This window comes from Paraburkholderia nemoris, from assembly GCF_905221015.1.
In the GTDB taxonomy this organism is placed as follows: Bacteria; Pseudomonadota; Gammaproteobacteria; order Burkholderiales; family Burkholderiaceae; genus Paraburkholderia; species Paraburkholderia nemoris.
This window is the reverse complement of sequence record NZ_CAJNBO010000015.1, coordinates 1-23,972: the sequence shown is the minus strand read 5'-3', so window position 1 is coordinate 23,972 and position 23,972 is coordinate 1. Positions and strand designations below refer to the sequence as shown.

Annotated in this window: 3 protein-coding genes; all 3 read left to right on the top strand. The window is 65.5% G+C overall.

Annotation, left to right across the window (positions count from 1 at the left end; genetic code table 11):
* Window positions 1–67 precede the first annotated feature (67 nt).
* On the top strand, window positions 68–1,498 hold the full coding sequence (locus KHO33_RS22955) for a cupin domain-containing protein (protein WP_200565545.1): 1,431 nt from the start codon (window positions 68–70) through the stop codon (window positions 1,496–1,498).
* Between the two features lie 272 nt (window positions 1,499–1,770).
* Window positions 1,771–12,624 (top strand): non-ribosomal peptide synthetase, encoded by a 10,854-nt coding sequence (locus tag KHO33_RS22950; RefSeq protein ID WP_200565546.1) that lies wholly within the window; start codon window positions 1,771–1,773, stop codon window positions 12,622–12,624.
* Window positions 12,621–23,972, top strand: an 11,352-nt coding sequence (locus KHO33_RS22945; protein WP_211629228.1) for a non-ribosomal peptide synthetase, incomplete at its 3' end; no start/stop codon positions are given. The genes KHO33_RS22950 and KHO33_RS22945, both read left to right, overlap by 4 nt.

Genomic DNA, 23,972 nt, shown 5'->3' with positions numbered 1-23,972 from the left:
ACGTTTGCCCCTTGCCGTTGCCGTTTTCTTCAAACCCGGTTCCAGCAACTGACAGGATTTTCCGATCATGACGCAAGCTTTGCCACCCCTGTTTGACTTCACTCCATTCGCCGGTCAGAGCGCGCACTATGTCTCGCTGATCAAGCAGTTCGCGCAGGCCCACGCGTTCCGCAGCGCGAGCGTCGAAGAACTTGTGCTGAACGACGACTTCCATCGGCGGCCGTTGCGGCCGGAAGATTTCGAATTCCTCAAATTCATGAAGCCGGTGCGCGCCGATAACGTGAGCCGTCTGCCGGCGCTCGCGTCGAACCGCACGCTGCTGTCGATCTACGAGCTCGACGTGCTGCGCGCGCCGCAAGGCTGCGAGCCCGAAGACTGGCAGCGTTTCGCGGATTTTTATCGCGACGACGTTCGAACCCTCGGCGCGCAGATTGCGCCGTTTCTCGAGGCGTATGCGTTTTCTTATCTGAGCACCGACGCCGATCCGTCGCGCGGTCTCACGGCGGCCGGTGAGCAGTTGGGCCGCATTGTCGATGCAGAACTGTCGTTCTGGAGCGGGGTGTTCGAGCGGCTGATGCGCAACGACTACCTCGAAGAGGGCCTGCGCTTCATTATGGTTCAGCGCTGGGCACTGGCGCCGACCAAGCGCCGCACGCTTGCACAAGCGAACGCGAGCGGCTTCTTCGCCACGCTGCCGCACGACGCGCAACCCGTTCTGCATGGCGGGTTTCCGGACGACGGCTTGCTCGAGCGCGTCGCGGCGGCCTGCGGCGTGACCGGCCAGCAGCATGCGTACTGGCAGTTCTATCTGCCGACCAGCATCGCGAAATGCAATCTGCTGAGCGCGCTGGGCCGCCGTCCGTCCAGCGCGTTTGCGTTCTCCGGCGCGGCCTTCGCCGCGCAGGCGGAATGGCTTGCGTTCGGGCTCGCGCTCGAACGTGCGTGCGTGCATCTGCAGCCCGCCGGCAAACGTCCGGCCGACGCCGGTGCGCTCAAGGCAGAACTGGTGTCGCGTGCCGAGCGCGCGCTTGCCCATGTCGCCGAGCATCACGGACCGCTGGCCTACGCGCAGGCCTTGCAGGGACTCGACGCCGGCGACAAACTCGCCGAGCGTGGCCGCTGGGATCTTGGCGAACAATTGCGCTGGCTGTCCGCGATCGAGCGCTATTGCGGTTTTGCACGGCAGATCAGTACGCGCATCGACGCCGAATGTCCCAACATCGACCGTGAGACGTTCGTCGAGCCGCACGAAATGTGTTCGACGACGCACGTGCATAACGACCACCGTCTCGTCACGATCGAAGAAGGCGAGATGCTGTTCTGGGGCAACGTCGGCATGCAGCTCAAGATGAATCGCGGCGACATGGTGCTGATTCCCGATGGGCGTCTGCATGGTTCGACCGTCGTATCGGGCGAGTGCACGTATCACCAGCCCATCATTCCCGACGACTGGGTTCAGGCCCTGACCGCCGAACTCGATTCGGCGCCTGCGCGCTGATACATCGCGCAGTTCACGACGCTGCGGCTCGCAACGCCATAGCGACACCACCGCGTGACAACACGCAGTGACGACGCAGTAAGTAGCGCAGTTCACGCATTTCAGGCGTCCCACAGAAGGACGCCGAGTCTCCCCACTCGAATATTCCCGCCGTACGCATGCGGACAGCAGTCGTTCGTCTGCACAGCGGCATCGGTACGTCCTGACGCACTCCTTGTACGGCCCTTGGGGCCGTGCGGGCGCGTCGGCGTTTTCGGAACACGAGGAAGGAAATGCAAGTAGACAAATCGGTAGCAGGTGACAACGCCGAACGCGGTATCGACGCGGGCTTCGTCGCCGGCGACTGGACAAGCCGCGTGATCGAAGGCAGGAAGACGGGCGCAAGCGTGACATTGCCTGCGTGGCTCGATGCGTCGTACGAGACGATGCGCACGCAGGTGATGGACCCCGGTTATCCGTGCTTTTTCGGCACCATGGCCGAACGGCGCGGCGAGATGTTCTATGCGTTCGTCAACGGCAAGGACATCTCGGAGCTGCCGGCGACGATGCAGACCTTCGCCGAGCTGGCCTCGCGCCCCGAGTATCGCAAGAACAACATCGCGGTGTTCTTCGAGCCGGACGCCGAGCCGCTTTCGCACGACGCCTACCACGCGCTGTTCTGGAACGCTCTGCAAACGCTGCATAACGTCGACCCCGATCCGAACGCCGACGCGCAGCCCGAACCCTCGCATGAAGACTGGGAGTTCTCGTTCGCGGGCGTGGAAATGTTCGTCGTCTGTGCGTGCCCGTCGTTCCATACGCGTCACAGCCGCAATCTCGGCCCCGGGATGGTCTTGCTGTTCCAGCCGCGCAGCGTGTTCGTCGATACGATCACGAACAAGGTGATCGGCCGTGAGGCGCGCAATCAGGTGCGCAAGCGGCTCGAAACCTGGGACGGCGTGTCGGCACATCCGGACCTCGGCTTTTACGGCGACCCGGGCAATCTCGAGTGGAAGCAGTATTTCCTCACCGACGAGAACACGCCCGCCGGTGACCGCTGCCCATTCCTCAAGCGCAGCAGGCGCGTTCTGGCCGATGCTGCGCACGCTTCCGCAAGCATGTCCGAACCCATACCGGCATCCGTGTCCGCACCTGCCGAGGCCGCGCAGGATCTCGTCAGCACGATGCTGCGCCACGTCGCCACGCAACCGGACCGCATCGCCGTGCGTTTTCTCGCGGACGGCGAGCGCGACGAACAGGTTCTCACTTACGGGCAGTTGCATCGCCGCGCGCTGACCTGCGCCGAGCGTCTGTCGCGCGACGCGCAGCGCGGCGACCGCGCCATCCTGCTTCTGCCCACCGGTCTCGATTACGTCGCTGGCTTTCTCGGCTGTCTGTACGCCGGCGTGATCGCGGTGCCCGCCTATCCGCCCGAGTCGTCGAATCCGCAGCATCTGCAGCGGGTGCGCGCGATGTTCGACGACTGCGAGCCACGCGTGATCCTCACCGATCGCGCGCACGAGGCGCTGCTGTCGAATCTCGCCGATAGCGCGGATTCGTTGGCGACGCGTTGCACGACGCTGCTGGTGGACACGGTGCAGCAGGGCGCCGCCGGTGGTTTTACCGTCCAGCCGCCCGCCGCCGACGATCTCGCGTTCCTGCAGTACACCTCGGGTTCGACGGCCGCGCCGAAGGGCGTGATGGTGAGCCACGGCAACGTGAGCGCCAATGAAATCGCCATCCGCGAGGCAATGGCCTTCAGCGCGGACGACATCATGGTGAGCTGGCTGCCGCTGTATCACGACATGGGTCTGATCGGCGGGCTGCTGGCGCCGCTCTTCGTCGGCTTTCCGGTAGTGCTGATGTCGCCCGCTCATTTTCTCGAGCGGCCGGCGCGCTGGCTGCAGGCCGTGTCGCGTTATCGCGCAACCGTGAGCGGTGGTCCGAACTTCGCGTATCAACTGTGCGCCGAGCGCGTCCGCGCCGACCAGTTGAACGGCGTGGACCTGTCGTCGTGGCGCGTCGCATTCTGCGGCGCGGAACCGATTCGTGCCGCGACGCTGGAGGCGTTTGCACACATTGGCGCTGAAGCGAAGCTCGCCGCGACCGCGCTGTATCCCTGCTATGGGCTCGCGGAAGCGACGCTGCTGGTGAGCGGCGTCGATGCCGGGCAGGGCTATGTGGTGTTCGACGCTGAACGCGATGCGCTGGCAGCGGGACACGCCGCGCGGGCCAATGCCAGCAATGCAGCGTCGCTGGCCGACGCCACGCGCCTTGTCGAAGGCGGGCGAGTACAGGCGCATCACACGGTGCGTATCGTCGATCCGCAAACGGGCGGGGATCTCGAGAGCGGCCGCATCGGCGAAATCTGGTTTGGCGGCCCGAGCGTCGCGCAAGGCTATTGGAACAATCCGCAGGCGAGCGCCGAGACGTTCGTCAACGATGCGAACGGCGAGCAGCGCTGGCTGCGTACAGGCGACCTCGGCTTCATGTCGGACGAGCGCCTGTATGTGAACGGTCGCGTGAAAGATCTGATCATCGTGCGCGGGCAGAATCTTTACCCGCAGGATATCGAGGCGACGCTGGCCGCCCGCGTCGCGGCGCTGCGTCCCGGGCGTATTGCGGCGTTCGCGGTTGCGCAGGGCAAGGACGGTGAGGGTATCGGCATCGCCGCGGAGATTTCACGCGTCACCGCGCGCGATCTCGACGAAACCGCGCTGTTTGCGCAGATCGAAGCGGCCATCGTCGACGCGCATCGCGAATCCGTCGCCGCCATCGCGATCCTGAAACCGGGCACGCTGCCGCGCACCTCGAGTGGCAAGCTGAGACGCAGCGCCTGCGTACAAGGCTGGCGCGAGCAGACGCTCGAGCTCTTCGCACGCTACTCGCGCGGCGAGACCGGTGCGCTTGTGCAGAGCGATGTGCGCCGGGAGGCTGCGACGCCGACTGAAGCGGCATTGCTGTCGATCTGGCAAACCGTGTTCGACGACGCCACCTTGTCCTGCGACGCCGACTTCTTCGCGCTCGGCGGCCAGTCGATCACGGCGACCGCGCTGGTCGCGCGCATCCGTGCCGCGTTTGAACGCGACATGCCGCTCGATTTCGTTTTCATGCAGCGCTCGATCGTTTCGCAGGCTGCCTGGCTCGACCAGACCTCGCATGAAGTGGCTACCGCTGAACGCACGTCGCCGGTCGGCCGCGCGGCTGCCGTCGATGCCTCGGCGCTGTCCGCCGGACAGCGTGCGCTGTGGTACCTGTGGCGCGAGGCGCCCAGCAGTTCGGCGTACAACGTGTCGGGTGCGTTCCGGATCGACGGCGCGCTCGACGTGGCGAGATTGAGCGATGCTGTCTCGGCACTGGTACAGCGTCATCCGCAACTGACGATGCGCGTGCGGCTGGACGGCGCAAACCCGCGGGCCGCATTCGACGCACACGCGGCACAACTCGAGATCATCGATACGGATGCCCGCGACGATACGACCGACCGTATCCAGACCCTGATCGATGCGCCGTTCGATCTGGAGCATGGCCCGCTGTTCCGCGCGCATCTTGTACGCGGCGTAAAGGGCTCGCATGCCCTCGTGCTATCGCTTCATCACATCATCGCGGATGCGCATTCTTGCGCGGTGATCATGCGCGACCTGATGCGTCTGTACACGTCAGACGGCGAGCTTGAAACGCTGACGGCGACCTATGCCGACTACTGTGCGCAGCAAAATGCATTCGCCGCATCGGACGCCGAACGTCGGCAACTTGACTTCTGGCGCGAAGCGCTAGGCGATGCGGGTCCCGCCGCGCGCTTGGCCGCCGATCGCTCGCAGCACGCATTGCCGCGCCAGGGCCATGCACAGGGCAACCGTTTGCGTATTGATTTGCCGGCGCAACTGGGCGTAGCGCTGCGCGAGTTTGCCAACGACGAAGGCACGACGCTGTTCACCGTGCTGCTCAGCGCGTTCGCGGTTGCAATCGAGCGTTATTCGAACCAGTCCGATATCCGGATTGGCGTGCCCGTATCGAACCGCCGCGAACTCGCGTTCGAGAACGTGGTCGGTTACTTCGTCAATACAACGGTGGTGCGTGCGCAAGTCGAGCGTGCCAAGCCGTTTGCGTCGCTGGTCGATGCGGTGCAGGACAGCCTGCTCGCGGCGCGCCGGCACGCCGATGTGCCGTTCCCGCGAGTCAGCGATGCATTGCGCGACCGTGGGCCGCTGTTCGAGATCATGTTCAACCTCGAGGAAGCGGTGCTGCAGGATGCCGTTGCGCCGATTGGTCTCGCCTTGAGTGATCTCGATCTGCGTGCGCGTGACGTGCCGTTCGAACTGTCGCTTGACGTGACGGCGGCGCGCGACGGTGTGTCGTTGTCTTTCAGCTATCTCGCGTGCCGCTTCGATGCGGCCACGATCGATGCCTTTGCGCGCCGTTATGTCGGGCTGCTCGAACAGATCACGGCGAACCCGTCGATGGAGATCGCGCAGTGGCGGGTCGACCGCGCGACTGCATTGCTGGACGAACAGCCTGAACGCGCGACGGCCTTTCTGTCGCTGACCGCGCGCATCGAACGTCAGGTGCGCGAAACGCCGCACGCAACCGCACTGCGCTGCGACGGCGAGTCGGTCAGCTATGCGCAACTGGCGGTGCGCGCCGGGCAACTCGCGGGTGCGCTGCGCGCAGCCGGTGCCCACGCCGACGAATCGGTCGCCATTCTGTTGGGCCGCACACCGGCGCTGGTCGCCGCGATGCTCGGCACGATGCAAAGCGGTGCGTGCTACGTGCCGCTCGACGCCGCGTATCCTGCCGAACGGATCGCACACATGCTCGACGATGCCCGCGTGCGTATCGTGATTACCGATCAAGCTCATGCACAACGGCATGCTGCCGCGCTGGCCGGTCGCATGCTGATTCTGGTGAGCGACGCCGCAACCGCCTCGGCTGTGAACGTTGACGCCAACGCTGGCGCACGTGTGCATCCGGATCAACTTGCCTACATCGTGTTCACGTCGGGTTCGACGGGCCGGCCCAAGGGCGTCGCGATTTCGCATCGCGCGCTCGCAAGCCATATCGACGACTTCATCGCGATGCATGAAATCGGCCGCGACGATGTCGTGTTGCAGTTCTCGACACTGAGCTTCGACGCGTCGATCGAACAGTTGTGGCCGGCGCTCGCAGTCGGCGCCGCCGTGGCGATGCGCGGCGATGCATCGTGGGATCCCGAGACACTCGAAGCGTATCTGCGCGACGAGTGCGTCACGCTCGCCGATCTGCCGACGTCGTACTGGCGTGAGTGGACGGCGTCGCTGGCGGGCCGAACGCACGTTGACGGCCTTGCGTTGCTGCGCACGATCACGGTGGGCGGTGAGGCGGTGTCGGCGGATCTGCTGGGACGCTGGCAGGGCGGCCCGCTCGGACACGTGCGTTTCGTGAACACCTATGGGCCGACCGAGACGACTGTCGTCGCTTTGGCGCATATCACCACCGCGGTCGATACGGCATCCGGCGTGGTGCCGGTTGGCCGCGCGCTTGCGCATCGCAAGGCGGTGTTGCTGGATCGTCATGGCGAGGCGGTTCCCGTTGGTGGTGTCGGCGAACTATGTATCGGTGGGCCGACGCTCGCACGCGGCTATATCGGCCGGCCTGGTATTAGCGCGGCCGTCTTTGTGCCCGATCGTGCAGGCGCACCGGGCGCCCGTCTCTATCGAACCGGCGACCTGTGTCGGCAACGCGCCGACGGTACTTTCGACTTCCTTGGACGCGTCGATCAGCAGTTGAAGATTCGCGGCGTGCGCGTCGAGCCGGGCGAAATCGAGGCTGCTCTGCGCGAGTCTCCTGGCATCGCCGATGCATGGGTCGTCGCGCATCGGCCGGCCAGCCATCCCGATGCCGAAGCCGCTACGCAACTGGTCGCTTACGTGGTCGCGGCCCATGCTGCGCCGTTCGATGCGGCAGCTTTGCGGCGCGTGCTGGCCGAGGTGCTGCCGCCCGTGATGATCCCCAGTGTTTTCATTCCGCTCGACGCGTTGCCGCTAACGGCCAACGGTAAGCTCAATCGCCGCGCGTTGCCGAAGCCGTCGGAAGCTGCGGCTACTGACGCATCGATCGCTGACGCGATGAGCCCGCGCGAGGCGCGACTGCTGACGCTTTATCGCGAGGTGCTGCATCGACCAGACTGTGCCCTCGACGACGACTTCTTCGCACTGGGCGGCGATTCGATCCTGTCGCTGCAACTCGTGGCGCGCGCGAAAGACGCGGGCCTGACCCTGACTCCGCGGCAAGTCTTCGCCGCACCCGATGTGCGCAGCCTCGCGCAACTCCTGGCGAACGAAAGTGCCGACGCGACGCCGCGCGGCGATGCGCTCTTTAATGAAACGCGTGCCGCGTCGGTGCCATTGACGCCGATTCAGGCGTGGTTCTTCGAGCACTATCCGGACGCACCTGCGCGTTGGAACCAGGCGGCCATGCTGCAACTGTCCGAGCCGCTCGATACCGCACGCCTTGAAGCTGCGCTGCATGCGCTTGTTGTTCGCCACGACGCGTTGCGGTTGCGCTTCACGCAGACACCTGGGGGCGAATGGCAGCAGCGCATCGAATCCACCGAGGCGTGGCAAACGCGCACCGCACAGCTGCTGCTAGACAGCGGCGCGGACGACCCGCCGCAGACGATCGACCAGGTGCATGGCAGTCTTTCGCTGCAGGACGGTCCGCTACTGCGCGCCGCGGTACTGCGCGGCGAGGGCCACGACCGTCTGCTGATCGCGATTCATCACCTCGCCGTCGATGCGGTCTCGTGGCACGTTCTGCTTCGCGATCTTGAACAGCTTTATCGAAACGGTGAACCGCCGTCGCGGGCGACATCGTTTGGCGCCTGGGCGCTGATGCAGGCGCGTGCCGCACAGCAACCAACGGCCGCAGCGGTTCTTGCAGACGAACTCGATGTCTGGCGTCGTCAGTTAGCGCAAGCAGCCAGATCGTCAGCACGTTTTGCCGTCGAGTCCGCAGCCGTTGCGACCATTGGAACGGACACGGCGCGCACCGAACTGGATCATCGTCGTCAACGGATAGCCGTCGCCCGGATTGTCAGCCCGGCATGGCACGAAGCGCGCCGTCGACCTGACGTGCTGCTGGCCGCGCTGGTTAACACGCTATGCGAAGGCAACGACAACGACACGCACAGCAAAGCGCATTGCGAAGGGATCGTTGTCGAGATCGAAGGACATGGCCGGCAGGTCGAATTGCCAGGTGCCGCGTCGGTCGATCTGTCGACAACAGTGGGTTGGTTCACCAGCCGCTTCCCGCTCTGGATCGCGCGCGGCGCGCGTGCCGCGGATATTGCGGCGACGCTTGCCACCGTACCGGCGAGCGGTGCGCGCTGGGGCATGCTCGAATACAGCGCCGACGCGACACTGCGCAATGCTGCACGCGCGCTGCCGCGTCCCGAAGTGGTATTCAACTATCTCGGCGACGTATCGGCTGCCGGCATGGCATCGCAGCGTCCGCTCTGGTCGGTCACCGCGGACCCGGTCGGCATGACGGGCCAGGCGCGCCGGCCGGACGCCGCAACGATTCGGTTGACGCTTGACGCGATGCTCGTCGATGGCGATCTGGTGTTCGACTGGCACGCCGATCCGGCCTGTATCGATGCCGCCGAACTGGACGCATTGACGCAACGCTTCGCCACGTACCTGCAGGGTGAGGAGCGCGAGCCCGCTGCGAACGATGATGCATCGTCGGCTGCAGCGGCACTCGCGTTACGCAGCCCGCTGGCCGCATTGAACGCGGCACACATTGAAGCCTGCTTCAGCAATCCCGACGCGATAGAAAGCCTGCATCCGCTCTCGCCGATGCAGCGCGGCATGCTCTCTCATGCGCTGCATGCAGAGGCCGATCCGTACTACGTGCAGCACGTGTTCACGCTCGACGGAATCCGCGATCCCCAACTGTTTGAAAAGGCATGGCAGAACGCCGTTGAACGGCATCCGATGCTGCGTACGGATTTTCACTGGGACGGTTTGCCCGTGCCCGTGCAGGCCGTGCGAAAGTCAGCCGCGCTCGCCGTCGATCATCGCGACTGGCGCAGGCTGGATGGACAGACGCTGCGCGATACGCTCGTGGCGCAATGGCGTACCGAACACGCACAGGGATTCGACTTTGCGAAGGCTGCCGATTTGCGGATCGCGCTGATCCGCACCGATGCCGAGCGCTACCTGCTCGCGTGGCGCTTCCATCACATTCAGTTGGACGGCTGGAGTCTGGCCGCCTTGTTCAACGAAGTCGCAGCGGATTACGCACGACTCGCCGCACCAGACGATGCGAAACCCGAGGTGACGCAGCAGCATGCTGCGACGGCGCCAGGATTCGGCCGCTACGCCGACTGGCTGGCGGAACAGTCGTTCGAAGCATCGAAGCAGTGGTGGCGTGATGCGCTGGCCGGCTTCGACGAACGCACGCCCGTGCCTTATGCAAGCCGCGCGCAAGTGCAGGCTGAACGCGCAAGCGAGACGTCGGACGCGAGCCGGAGCCGCTATGCCGAACAGCACGCCGACCTCGACGACACACTGACGCAAGCGCTGCGCGACTTCACCCGGGCACACGGCGTCACGCTGAATACGCTGATGCAGGGCGCGTGGGCATGGCTGCTGTCGCGCCACAGCGGCAAGCGCGACGTCGTGTTCGGCATGACGACGGCCGGCCGCACCGCACCGCTCGATGGCATCGAACAGTCGATCGGGCTGTTCATCAATACCGTGCCGCTGCGTGTCGAGCTTCGTCCAGAGAATACGGTGGCCGATTGGCTGCGCGCGCTGCAGCGTCACAGCGGCAGCCTGCGCGAGCACGAACTGCTGCCGCTCGATGCGATCCAGGCCGTGAGCGAAGCCGGCGCCGAGCAGGCGCTATTCGATACGGTCGTGGTATTCGAAAACTATCCGATCGATCCGCGGATGACGCAGTACCCGCATGGCCTGCGCGGGGCCGCACATCTCGAGTTGCCGCTCGCGCAGAACGCGCAGGGCGCGGAGACGTTCGGCCGCAATCATTTTGCGTTGAGCCTTGTGGTGTCGCCGGGCCCGCAGCCGCGGGTGGTGTTGGCCTACGACTGTCACGTGATTGGTGACGATCGGGTCTTCGCGCTGTTGCAGCAGTTCCAGTCCGTACTCGCGCAACTGGCCGGCTCGCCCGCGACTCGGCTTGGCGCGCTCGGCTGGCATGAACGGGCAGACACGTCGACGTTAGCGGCCGCTCGACCGCTCGCGCTTTCCGTACCTTCAGTGTCTTCTGTACCCGAGCCCACGCTGCTGCAAACGATCGCCGCGCGTGCGCTGAATGATCGCACGCGAGATACGGACGCGCTGGTGTTCAACGGCGAGCGCATCAGCTGGTCGTCGCTGTGGGCGTGGTCCGGGCAGATCGCACGACGGCTCGCGGCTGCGCAGGACGCGCAGACATCGGCGTCCGGCCAGCGCGATATCGCGGAGCCTCACGTCGCGATCCTGCTGCCGCGCGGGCCGGCGCTCGTGGCCGGCATTCTCGCAGCATGGCGTCTCGGCGCTGCTTATGTGCCGCTGGATCCGGGCCACCCTGCGAAGCGTCTTGCCTGGCAGATCGAAGATTGCGGTGCGTCGCTTTGCGTGTGCGACGAGCGTCCATCGTGGATGCCGGCACACGTCGAGACTGTGCCGCCGTCGCGTTATTTTGCGGACGGCGCCGGTTTCGCCGATCGGGTCGAACCCGGCCGCGCGGTTCATCCCACTCAGACAGCGTACGTGATCTACACGTCCGGTTCTACGGGGCGGCCGAAGGGCGTCACGGTCAGCCACGGCGCGTTGCTCAATTACACGCGTTCGCTGGTGGCGCGCGTTCCGGCTGCTGTCAGAAGCGCAGCCTACGTCTCGACGCCCGCCGCCGATCTGGGGCACACGGTGCTGTTCGGCGCGTTATGGGCAGGCTGGACGCTTCATCCGCTCGACGAAGACTGCGCCTTCGATCCGGACCGGTTCGCTGCTTACATTGGCCAGTACGAAATCGATTTGCTGAAGATCGTGCCGAGTCATCTCGCGTCGCTGCTGCAGGCGCAGCATGCAGCACGCGTTTTACCGCGGCGGTGTTTGATTGTCGGCGGCGAAGCGACAGCGGTTTCGCTGGCCAGTCGCATTCAGGATCTGGCGCCGCGCTGCCTGCTGCTGAATCACTATGGGCCGAGCGAGACGACTGTCGGCGCCATCACGGGTGTCGCGTCCAACGAGGTGCAAGCCGCTTCGCTGACGCTCGATGAGCCGATCGACGCGATGCGTCTCGTCATCGTCGATCACGACGGCCACGCGGTAGCACATGGCGTGGCGGGCGAGCTATGCATCGGCGGAGCGGGGCTGGCGCGCGGCTATCTGAACCAGCCCGGCCGCACGGCCGAGCGGTTCGTGCCGGACCCGATGACAGCGGGCGAACGTGTGTACCGCACCGGCGACCGGGCGCGCCGTCTGGCGTCGGGGCGCATCGAATGGCTGGGACGTATCGACGATCAGGTGAAGATTCGCGGCTTTCGCATCGAACCCGGCGAAATCGCGGCGGTGCTGCGCGGCTTGCCCGGCGTGCGCGATGCGGCGGTGCTGGCGCGCAGCGAAGACAGCGCCGGAGAAAACGCGCGTATCCGTCTGACCGGCTACGTATGCGGCGATGCGCTGGATGGTGCAACGCTGCGTCAGACCCTCGCGACCTTGCTGCCCGATGCGCTCGTGCCCGCGCGCATCGTCATGCTGGCGCACTTGCCGCTGACGAAGAACGGCAAGCTGGACCGCACCGCGCTCGAAGCGCTGGCGGATGAAGCGCCGCAGCAGCGGACCATCGAGGCACCGTCGAACGCCGTCGAAGCGCAGTTGCTTGCGATCTGGCACGACGTGCTGGGGCGCGACGACATCGGCGTGCTCGACAACTTTTTCGAAACCGGCGGTGATTCGATCCTGAGCCTGAAGCTGATCGCGAAAGCGCGCCGCGCGGGTCTGTCGCTCTCGCCGAAGCTCGTCCTGACCCATCCGACGGTGCGCTCGCTGGCCTCGCAACTGGCGGGCGCAAGCGCTTCGCCCGAGCGCCAGGGCGTGGCGGCAACGAGCGGTGTGGTCGGCAAACAAACCTTGAAGTCGTGGTTGGAAGAACTCGAATGAATGCGTTGATCAAGTCTTTGGCAGTGGATGAAACGGTGCCTTCCGGCGCGGAAACTTCGGCTGCGGCCGCTCCCGCACATGATGCAAGCGAGCTTCTCGACATCTCGTGCCGTTATGCGAGCTTGCCGCCCGAGCGCCGCCGAGCGTTTCGCGAGCGTCTGCGAGCACATGGTTTCGACGTCGCGCAGTTGCCGGTGGTGGCGTTGCCGGATGAAGACGATGCATCAGCCGACGCACCGCTTTCGCCGGCGCAGGAGCGTTTGTGGTTTCTGTGGCGTTTGAATCCGGCCAGCGCGGCGTACAACATGTCGGGCGTGCTGCGGCTGAAAGGCGCGATCGACGTGTCGGCATTGCGCGCCACGTTTGCCGCATTGGTGACGCGTCATGCGTCGCTGCGCACGCGTTTCGTCGAGGTCGACGGCGAGCCGCGTCAGCGCGTCGACGGCGAGCCCACATTCGGTTGGGCGGAGCGGCGACTCGTGGATCAGAGCGACTCAGCGATTGAAGCCGTGCTGGACCAGCTCGCATGGCGGCCCTTCGATCTCGAACACGGACCGTTGCTGCGTGTCGATCTGGTGCGAACGGAAAGCGACGAACAGCGTCTGCTGATTTCGATGCATCACATCGTGTCCGATGGCTGGTCGATTGGTGTGCTGTTTGCTGAGTTCCTGGCGCTCTACGAAGCTGCGGTGACGTCGGCTGATCGCGAGCCGCGTGCGCTCGAAGCGCGTGCGGAACTGGAGCCGTTGCGCGTTCAGTACGCCGATTACGCGCGTTGGCAGCGCGAATGGTTCGACGATGAGGCGCTGGCTGAGCAGTTCGATTACTGGCGCACGCAACTCGCACCTGTCGACGTGGAACCGCTTGCGTTGCCGTTCGACCGTAGCCGGTCTGGCGCGCGCGATACAACGGCCGGCACGCGAGCCGGTACGGTGTCGGCTAGCGTGCCGGCCGCGACGGCGAATGCGCTGAAACATTTCGCGGGCACACGCGGCACCACGCTGTTCGCCGCGTTGCTGGCCGCCTTCGACGTGCTGCTGCATCGCTACACCGGCTCGCGCGACGTGCGCGTGGGTGTGCCGGTCGCGGGCCGGCATGGCGCCGACACGACCGGCCTGATCGGTTTCTTCGTCAACACGATTGTGATGCGCGCATCGCTGCGCGCGAGCGATACCTACGCCGGGCTGCTCGACCAGGTGTCGGCACGGCTTGCCAAAGGGCAGTGCAATCAGGACCTTCCATTCGCCAGACTGGTCGAGGCGTTGCAACCGGTGCGCGAACCCGGCCGTACGCCGCTTTTCGACGTGATGTTCAATTTGCGGCAACATCCGTCGCATCGTGCAGCGTTGCCCGGACTCGAGGTCGAAAGCGTGGCGCTGAATGTCGATGCCGCGCAGTTCGATTTCAGTCTGAATGCGGCGGAGAGCGCGCGCGGTATTGATCTGTCGTTCGATTTTGCGAGCGATGTGTTTGATGCGTCGACGGTGGAGCGTCTGCTTGCGCACTATGCGTCGATTCTCGATGAGGCGGCGCGTGCGCCGGATACGCGGATCGGTGCGTTTGCGCTTGTGCCTGACGATGGCGTGGCGTTGCGTGAGGAGACGGCACGGCATGTTGCACTGCCGTTCGAACCTGTAACGGTATCGATCGAATCACAGGCGCGCGTGCGTCCAGATGCGATTGCCGTGTGCTGCGATGGCGAGTCGCTGACCTACGCGCAACTCGATGCCTGGTCGAACCGCATTGCACATCGACTGGTTGCTCTCGGCGTGCAGCGGGACGAACGTGTCGGTGTGAGCCTCGACCGGTCATGCGCACTGGTAGCCGCACTGCTCGGTGTGCTGAAGGCCGGCGGCGCTTACGTGCCGCTTGATCCGTCCTATCCGGCAGAACGTCTGTCGGCCATGATCGCGGATGCCGGCGTGCAGCGCGTCGTGCGGCAGGAACGGAATCCGGTGCTCGACGGCTGCGAACTGGTGCAGGTCGATGAAGTAGGCAATGAGTCTTCAGGGGCCTGCAACGTCGCCATCGATCCACAGCAACTCGCTTATGTGATCTTTACTTCCGGTTCGACTGGCCGTCCGAAGGGCGTCGGCATCACGCACGCGAACGTGTCGCGCCTGCTGTCGGCCACACGCGCGCAGTTCGCCTTCGACCAGCATGACGTATGGACGCTGTTCCATTCGTATGCGTTCGACTTTTCGGTGTGGGAGCTGTTTGGCGCACTCGTACACGGTGCACGGCTGGTGGTCGTGCCGTACTGGAGTGCCCGCGATACGCGCGCCTTTCATGCGCTGCTGCGCGAAGAGCGGGTGACGGTGCTGAACCAGACGCCGTCGGCCTTCGTGCCGCTGATGCAGCACGATCTGGAATGCCGGCGTGCGGGTGACGCGTCGATCGAATCACTGCGTGTAGTGGTGTTCGGCGGCGAGAAGCTCGAACCGTCGCTGCTGGGCGCATGGATCGATGCATGTGGTGCGCAGTCGCCTGCGATGGTGAACATGTACGGCATCACGGAAACGACGGTGCACGTGACGTACCGTCTGCTGCAAAGACAGGAGATGGGAGCGGGTGCGCGCAGCGTGATCGGCGAGGCGCTTGCCGATCTGCAACTGCACGTGCTGGACGACGACATGAACCCGGTGCCGCGCGGGGCGGTGGGCGAACTGTACGTGGGCGGAGCGGGTCTTGCGCGTGGGTATCTTGGGCGTGCAGGGCTGAGCGCGGAGCGGTTCGTGCCGAACCCGTGGGGAACAGACGGTGCGCGACTGTACCGTTCGGGCGATGTGGCACGGCGCGAGGCGGATGGCGGGATCGTCTATATCGGTCGTAACGATGCGCAGGTGAAGATCCGTGGATTCCGGATCGAACTCGGGGAAATCGAGGCGGCGCTTGCTGCACTGCCGGCGGTGCGTGAGGCACGGGTGCTGGCGCATGAAGGGCGGCGCCTCGTCGCCTACGTGGTGCCGCACGGGCAGCCCCCGTGCGATGCCGCGCAGCTGGAGCAGGCGCTAACGCAGGCGCTGCCGGCACATATGGTGCCGGGCGCGTATGTGCTGCTCGACGCATTGCCGCTGACGCACAACGGCAAGCTCGATCGTGCCGCGTTGCCGGCGCCGGATGCAACCACTGCCGACGAACACGTGGAACCAAGCACGCCGACCGAAGCGTTACTCGCGCAGATCTGGTGTGATGTGCTGGGCGTCGAACGTGTCGGCACACATGATGATTTCTTCAGGCTCGGTGGCCATTCGCTGCTCGCTGTGCGCGTGCTGTCGCGCGTGCGTCGCGAGGTAGGCCGCGACGTGCCGCTGCAGGCCGTCTTCGATCATCCCGGGCTGCAGCGCTTTGCTCGCTATCTCGACGAACTGGCGGAACTGACGCGCTCCGGCGAGTCGCCTGTCGCGACGCAGGATGTGTCGATTCCTCGTGTCACGAAACCCGGCGAGCGTGTGCCGCTGTCGCATGCACAGGAACGTCTGTGGGTGCTGTGGCGGCTCGAACCTGACAGCGCCGCCTACAACGTGGCCGGCGCGCTGCGTCTGGAAGGCGAATTGTCCTTGCCCGCATTGCGCAGCGCGCTCGATGCATTGGCCGGGCGCCACGACGCATTGCGTTTGCGCTTCATGGAAGCGGGTGGTGTCGTGAGTCAGCAGGTTGCCGCTGCGGCTGCCGGCCGGCAGTTCGAGTGGCGCGAATACGATTTGCAGGACCGCTCGAGCGAACTCGATAGCCAGCTTCGCGCCTTCGCACAGGAGCCTTTCGATCTGTTGCGCGGGCCGTCGTCGCGCTTCGGTTTGTTCAGGCTCGATGCCACGACCCATGTGCTGGCGGTGTCGATGCATCACATCATCGCTGATGGCTGGTCGATTCGGCTATTGATCGAAGATTTCAGCGCGCTCTATGTCGCAGCGCTGGATGCATCGAAAACCACTGCGTTGCCTTCGCTGCCGATCCAGTACACCGACTTCGCTGCCTGGCAACGTCGGCGTATTGACGAAGCCGCGCTGGATGCACAACTCGATTTCTGGCGCACGACACTGGGTACCTCACATCCGGTGCTGGAGTTGCCGACCGATCGTGAACGGCGTCTCGCACGTTCAGGCGCCGGGGGGCATGTGTCGCGCACCGTGCCGCGCGGCGTCGCGCAACGTCTGCGTGCCGGTCATACCGGCGAGGGCGTGACGCTCTTCATGGCCTTGCTCGCCGCCTTCGACGTGCTGCTGTATCGATACACCGGCGCGCCGGATATTCGTGTCGGCATTCCGGCCGCGGGGCGTGAGCAGATCGAGACGGAGGGCGTTGTCGGATTCTTCGTCAACACGCTGGTGATCCGCAGCGATCTGCGCGCGCGCGAGACTTTTGCGCAGCTTGCGGAGCAGGTGCGGGATCGGGTGCTGGCCGCGCATGCGCATCAGGACGTGCCGTTTGGCCACATCGTCGATGCATTGCAGCCGGAGCGCAATCTGCTGCAAACGCCGTTGTTTCAGGTGATGTTCGATCTGCGTGTCGACGACGGCATCGATGCGCTGCGACTGCCGGGTCTGTCCGCGACACGCATCGACGCCGGTACTGACAGCACGCAATATGATCTGATGTTGCACGCCGAGGCACGTGACGGTGCACTCGATCTGTCGTTCAGCTTTGCTAGCGACGTGTTTGATGCGTCGACGGTGGAGCGTCTGCTTGCGCACTATGCGTCGATTCTCGATGAGGCGGCGCGTGCGCCGGATACGCGGATTGGTGCGTTTGCGCTTGTGCCTGACGATGGCGTGGCGTTGCCTGTTGAGACGGCACGGCACGCTGCACTGCCGTTCGAACCTGTAACGGTGTCGATCGAATCACAGGCACGCGTGCATCCGGATGCGATTGCGGTGTGCTGCGACGGTGAATCGCTGACCTACGCGCAGCTTGATGCCTGGTCGAACCGTATTGCACATCGACTGGTTGCGCTCGGTGTGCAGCGTGACGAACGTGTCGGCGTGAGCCTCGACCGGTCATGCGCGCTGGTGGCCGCACTACTCGGTGTACTGAAGGCCGGCGGCGCTTACGTGCCGCTTGATCCGTCCTATCCGGCAGGGCGTCTGTCCGCCATGATCGCCGATGCCGGCGTGCAGCGCGTCGTGCTGCAGGAACGGAATCCGGTGTTCGACGGCTGCGAACTGGTGCAGGTCGATGAAGTAGGCAACGAGTCTTCAGAGGCCTGCAACGTCGCCATCGACGCACAGCAACTCGCCTACGTGATCTTCACTTCCGGTTCGACGGGCCGTCCGAAGGGCGTGGGTATCACACACGCGAACGTATCGCGCCTGCTGTCGGCCACGCGTGCACAGTTCGCCTTCGACGAGCATGACGTATGGACGCTGTTCCATTCGTATGCGTTCGACTTTTCGGTGTGGGAGCTGTTCGGCGCACTCGTACACGGTGCACGGCTGGTGGTCGTGCCGTACTGGAGTGCCCGCGATACGCGCGCCTTTCATGCGCTGCTGCGCGAAGAGCGTGTGACGGTGCTGAACCAGACGCCGTCGGCGTTCGTGCCGCTGATGCAGCACGATCTGGAATGCCGGCGTGCGGGCGACGCGTCGATCGAATCACTGCGTGTAGTGGTGTTCGGCGGCGAGAAGCTCGAACCGTCGCTGCTGGGCGCATGGATCGACGCGTGCGGTGCGCAGGCGCCGGCGATGGTGAACATGTACGGCATCACGGAAACGACGGTGCACGTGACGTACCGTCTGCTGCAAAGGCAGGAGATGGGAGCGGGTGCACGCAGCGTGATCGGCGAGGCGCTTGCCGATCTGCAACTGCACGTGCTGGACGACGACATGAACCCGGTGCCGCGCGGAGCGGTGGGCGAACTGTACGTGGGCGGAGCGGGTCTTGCGCGTGGGTATCTGGGGCGGGCTGGGCTGAGCGCGGAGCGGTTCGTGCCGAACCCGTGGGGAACAGACGGTGCGCGGCTGTACCGTTCAGGCGACGTGGCACGGCGCGAAGCCGATGGCGGCATCGTCTATATCGGCCGTAACGATGCGCAGGTGAAGATACGCGGGTTCCGGATCGAGCTCGGGGAAATCGAGGCGGCGCTTGCTGCGCTGCCGGCGGTGCGTGAGGCACGGGTGCTGGCGCATGAAGGGCGGCGCCTCGTCGCCTACGTGGTGCCGCAAGGGAAGGCCGCGTGTGACGCTGTGCAACTGGAGCAGGCGCTCACGCAGGCGCTGCCGGCACACATGGTGCCGGGCGCGTATGTGCTGCTCGACGCATTGCCGCTGACACACAACGGCAAGCTCGACCGTGCCGCGCTGCCGGCACCGGATGAAATCACTGCCGACGAACACGTGGAACCCAGCACGCCGACCGAAGCGCTACTCGCGCAGATCTGGCGTGACGTGCTGGGCGTTGAGCGTGTCGGCGCACATGATGATTTCTTCAGGCTCGGTGGCGACTCGATCCTCAGCTTGCAGGTCGTCGCACGCGCGCAGGAAGCGCATCTGGATATCACGCCGCGTCAGCTATTCGAACATCCGACTGTCGCGGGACTCGCAGCCGTCGCCGAAGCGCAGCGCAATCAACCGCGCTCGCGCACGGCAATCGAGCGTCACGACGCGATGCCCTTGACGCCGATCCAGTCGTGGTTTTTCGAGCTTCATCCGCGCGGGGAGTCGCACTGGAATCAATCGGTGCTGCTGAATTCCGGCGTGGCGCTCGACGCGCGTGCGCTGCAACTTGCATGGCGTCACCTGCAGAAGCGGCATGACGCATTGCGCCTGCGGTTTGCACGCCATGCCGTCAACCGCATCGATTCACCCGACGCACACAGCAGCGAGGAGACGGTCGAATGGCAACAACGTGTGCTGCCATTCGACGGTGGCACACCAATCGAGAGCCTCGATCTGCGCTCGTTGCCGGACGCGGTCGCCCGTCTCGACGACGCGTGCGACGCAGCACAACGCAGTCTCGACATCGAGCACGGTCCGGTGTGCCGCCTGCTGCACGCGAAAATGGACGATGGCGAACGTGTACTGATCGTCGTGCATCACCTGTGCGTCGATGGTGTGTCGTGGCGCATCCTGTTGCGCGAACTGGAACGCGACTACGCGGCAGCCGTTGCCGATGAAATTCAAGCAGACGACACCATCGCCGCTGCATCGACTCCGTGGAGCGCATGGGTTGCGGCGCAACGCGAGCACGCCGCATCGGATGCGGTCATATCGGATGCGTCTAACTGGCGCGCGGCGCTTGCGAACGCAGACGCATGGTTGCCCGTGTCCAGCGATGCTTGCGCCACCGCCACGTTTGGTGCGAGCCGCACCCGTGAAGTGGGCTTCGACGCCGGCGTCACGCGCAGGCTGTCGAACCACGCCACGCGCGTTTATCGCCTGCGGGTGGACGAACTTCTGCTGACGGCGCTGGCGCAGACGCTGGGCGCCTGGCGTGCGCGGCCCGGCGTGCTGATCGACGTCGAGAGTCATGGCCGCACCCATCCGGTCGGCGAACTCGATCTGAGCGGAACGATCGGATGGTTCACGACGCGCTATCCGTTGTGGATCGATACACCGGACAACCCTGCCGATGCGTTGCTGCATGTGAAGGACCGCGTGCGCGATGTGCGTTTCGACGGCATTCACTGGATGTGGCTCACGCAGGCCGACGCCACACGCGCGCCGCATGGCGCGGGGACGCTTGTTGACCTGCCGCGCGCACAGGTGAGCTTCAACTACCTGGGCCGCTTCGATACGTCGCTTGAGCAGGGCGGGCAGTTCCGCTTTGCGGCCGAAGCAGGGGGCGCGCCGCTTGCGGCCCGCTCGCCGCTGCCGTATGTGATCGACGTCAACGGCTTGATTGCGAATGAAGGGCTGTCGCTCACATGGCGTTACAGCCCTGACGTGGTCGACGATGAGACTATTGCGCACCTCGCGAGCGATTTCGAGGCGCGCGTGCTGCGCCTGATCGAGCATTGCGAGGCGATGCAGTCGGTGCCTACCCGTCACGATTTCGACCTTGCGCCGCTCACGCGCGCGCAGTTCGATACAGTGGCTGCGCATCTGCCCGAAGACGTGGTCGATCTTTATCCGGCCACGCCGCTGCAACAGGGCATCCTGTATCACAGCCTCATCGACGAGACGCAGCAGAGCTATACGAACCAGCTGCATCTGACGCTGAGCGGCACGCTCGACATCGCCGCGCTGCAGAACGCGTGGCAGCAGGCCGTCGCGCGTCATGACATTCTGCGCACGCAGTTTTTCTGGCAATACGAGGGCGCGCCGTTGCAGGTCGTCAGACGCGCATTGCGGTTGCCGTTCGAGCGTGTCGCCTTGCGTGCGCAGGATCTCGATACGCATGCGTTGCGACTGTCGCAGTGGCGGGCCGCCGATCTGCAGAAGGGTTTCAGCTTCGAGGTCGCGCCGTTGATGCGCGTGACGTTGTTCGAGCGGCCGGATGGCGCGCACGATCTGATCTGGACGCATCATCACCTGTTGATGGACGGCTGGAGTAGCGCGCAATTGCTCTCCGAAATCGCGCAGACGTATCGCGCATTGACGCATGTCGAAGGCGAGGCAGGCACGCTGCCGGCAAACGCACCGCGCTTTCGCGATTATGTGCGCTGGTTGCAGGTGCAATCGGGCGGCGAAGTCTGGTGGCGCGAGCAGCTCGCGCGCCGTGACGAGCCCGCGACGCTGCAATCCGGCCTCGGGCGCACGGCGACGCCGCAACCTGGTGTCGCACAACGGCGCATCGCACTCGACGCACGACAGTCGGCGCTGCTGCAGCAGGCCAGCCGTGCGCTCGGCGTGACTCTGAACACGATTACGCAGGGCGCCTGGGCGTTGCTGCTCGCACGCTACGGCAACCGGCAACAGGCCGCGTTCGGCGTGACCGTGTCGGGGCGGCCGGCCGCCTTGCGTGGCGCGCAGCAGATGCTTGGACTCTTCATCCACAGCCTGCCGCTTTGCATCGACGCGCGGCCGGACGAACAGGTGTCTAGCTGGCTGCGTTCGATCCAGGCGCATAACGTTGCGTTGCGTCAGCACGAACACACGCCGCTTGCGCACATCCAGCAATGGGCCGGACAAGGTGGCGAATCGCTATTCGACTCGCTGCTCGTGTTTGAAAACTATCCGATCGACGAGGCCGCGCGCGACCAGCGTGGCGCGCTGGAGATCGTCGCGACGGAGTCGGTGGATCCGACGCATTACCCGCTGACGCTGTCGATCCTGCCTCGTGAGGGTATCGAGATCGAGTGGTCGTGGAATACGGGGCTGTTCGATGCGTCGACGATAGAACGGGTGAGTGGTCACTACGTGGAGCTGCTGGAGCAGATGTGTGCTTCGGGCGAGCGTCGTCTGTGTGAACTGTCGATGGGAGCGGGTGCGGGTGCTGAGAGTGCGGCGCAACGTGCGGCGTATGCGTATATGCCGACGGTCGCGCGTTTCGAGTCGCGTGCGCAGATGTGCGGCGACCGGCAGGCCGTGATCTGCGGCGATGAACGGCTCAGCTATGCCCAGCTCGACGCGTGGGCGGACCGACTGGGTGTGGCGCTGATGCGCGCGGGGGTGGCGCACGAGGACCGGGTGGGGGTGTGTCTTGAGCGCTCGGCGGGACTGGCCGCGGCGCTGCTGGGAATCTGGAAGGCGGGCGCGGCGCAGGTGCCGCTGGACCCGTCGTATCCGGAAGCGCGGCTGCGCGACATGATTGAGGACGCGGGGGTGCGCTGCGTGATTGTCGATGCAGCGAGTGCGGCGCAGCTGTCGGCGGTGCTGGAGGGCTGCGTGCAGGTGCGAATTGGGGAGGAGGCTGGGCAGGTTGATGAGCACGCCGAGGAACAGGCTGATTGGCCGGCTGGTGAGCAGGCCGATGAACAGGCAAATGGGCAGGCCCGTGAGCATGGCGGTGAGCAACTGGATGAGCCGCCCGATGCGCAGCTTGATAAGCAGTTCGATGAACCTGCCACTCCGGTTGCCGGCGGACGTGCCCGGCCGGATGCATCGCGAGCCCTGCGCGCGCTGCGCAAACGCACCGCATCGATCCACCCGGAGCAGCTCGCCTACGTGATCTACACGTCAGGCTCGACCGGACGACCCAAGGGCGTAGCGGTAAGCCAGCGCGCGCTGTCGCTGCACCTGGACGACTTCATCGGCACCTACGGGATCTCGGCGCAGGACACGCTGCTGCAGTCGTCGACGATCAACTTCGACGTGGCGCTGCACGAACTGCTGCCGGCGCTGCTGATGGGCGGACGGGTGTGCATGCGCGGCGCTGCAGCATGGGACCTGCAGGCGCTCAGCAGCGCGCTGGCGACCCACCAGGTGACGTTCGCGCGGATCCCGACGGCACTGTGGCAGCAGTGGCTCGGTGAAGCGCCGTCACGCGACGCGCTGCCGGCATTGAGACAGATCACGGTGGGCGGCGAAGGTCTGCCGGGGGATGCACTGGCACGCTGGCAGCGCAGTGCGCTGGCGGGCGTGCGCCTCGACAACCTGTACGGGCCGACCGAAACGACGGTGGCGGCGCTGTACCGACGCACGCAGCCGGAGGACACGCAGCACGTAAGCGCGCCGATCGGCATTGCCTATCCGGGGCGCAGCGTATGCGTGCTGGACGGAGACGGCAACGAGGTGCCGGTGGGCGGGCTGGGCGAGCTGTGCATCGGCGGGGTGTCGCTCGCGCGCGGCTACCTGGGGCGGCCGGGGCTGACGGCGGAGCGCTTCGTGCCGTCGCCGTACAACGACGGAGAACGGCTTTACCGCAGCGGGGACCTGTGCCGGCTGCGCGCGGACGGCTGCATCGAGTACCTGGGACGGCTGGACCAGCAGGTGAAGCTGCGCGGTTACCGGATCGAGCTGGGGGAGATCGAGGTGCAGCTGCGCGGCTGCGCGGGGGTGGAGCAGGCGGTGGTGGCGTTGCGCGGAGAGGGCGAGCGCCGGCGGCTGGTGGCGTACTGGGTGGGCGAGGCGCAGGCGCCGCAGTTGCAGGCGGCGCTGCAGTCGAAGCTGCCGGGGTACATGGTGCCGGGCGGGTGGATGAAGCTCGCGCGGCTGCCGGTGATGGCCAACGGCAAGCTGGATCGCGGGGCGCTGCCGGCGCCGCAGGAAGACGAGGCGTGGCAGGCGGTGGCGCCGCGCACGGCGCGCGAGACGCAGATGCGGGAGATCTGGGCATCGGTGCTGGGGCGTGAGGCGCAGCAACTGGGGGTGACGCAGAACTTCTTCGAGGCGGGGGGCGATTCGATCGTGAGCCTGCAGCTGATCGCGAAGGCGCGTCAGGCGGGACTGAAGCTCACGCCGAAGCAGGTGTTCGATCATCCGACGATCGAGGCGCAGGCGCGTGTGGCGGTGGAGCTGGGCGGAGCGGAG

Coding starts and splice junctions, on each gene's coding strand:
- KHO33_RS22955 (WP_200565545.1), top strand. CDS start 68: ATGACGCAAGCTTTGCCACCCCTGTTTGACTTCACTCCATTCGCCGGT.
- KHO33_RS22950 (WP_200565546.1), top strand. CDS start 1,771: ATGCAAGTAGACAAATCGGTAGCAGGTGACAACGCCGAACGCGGTATC.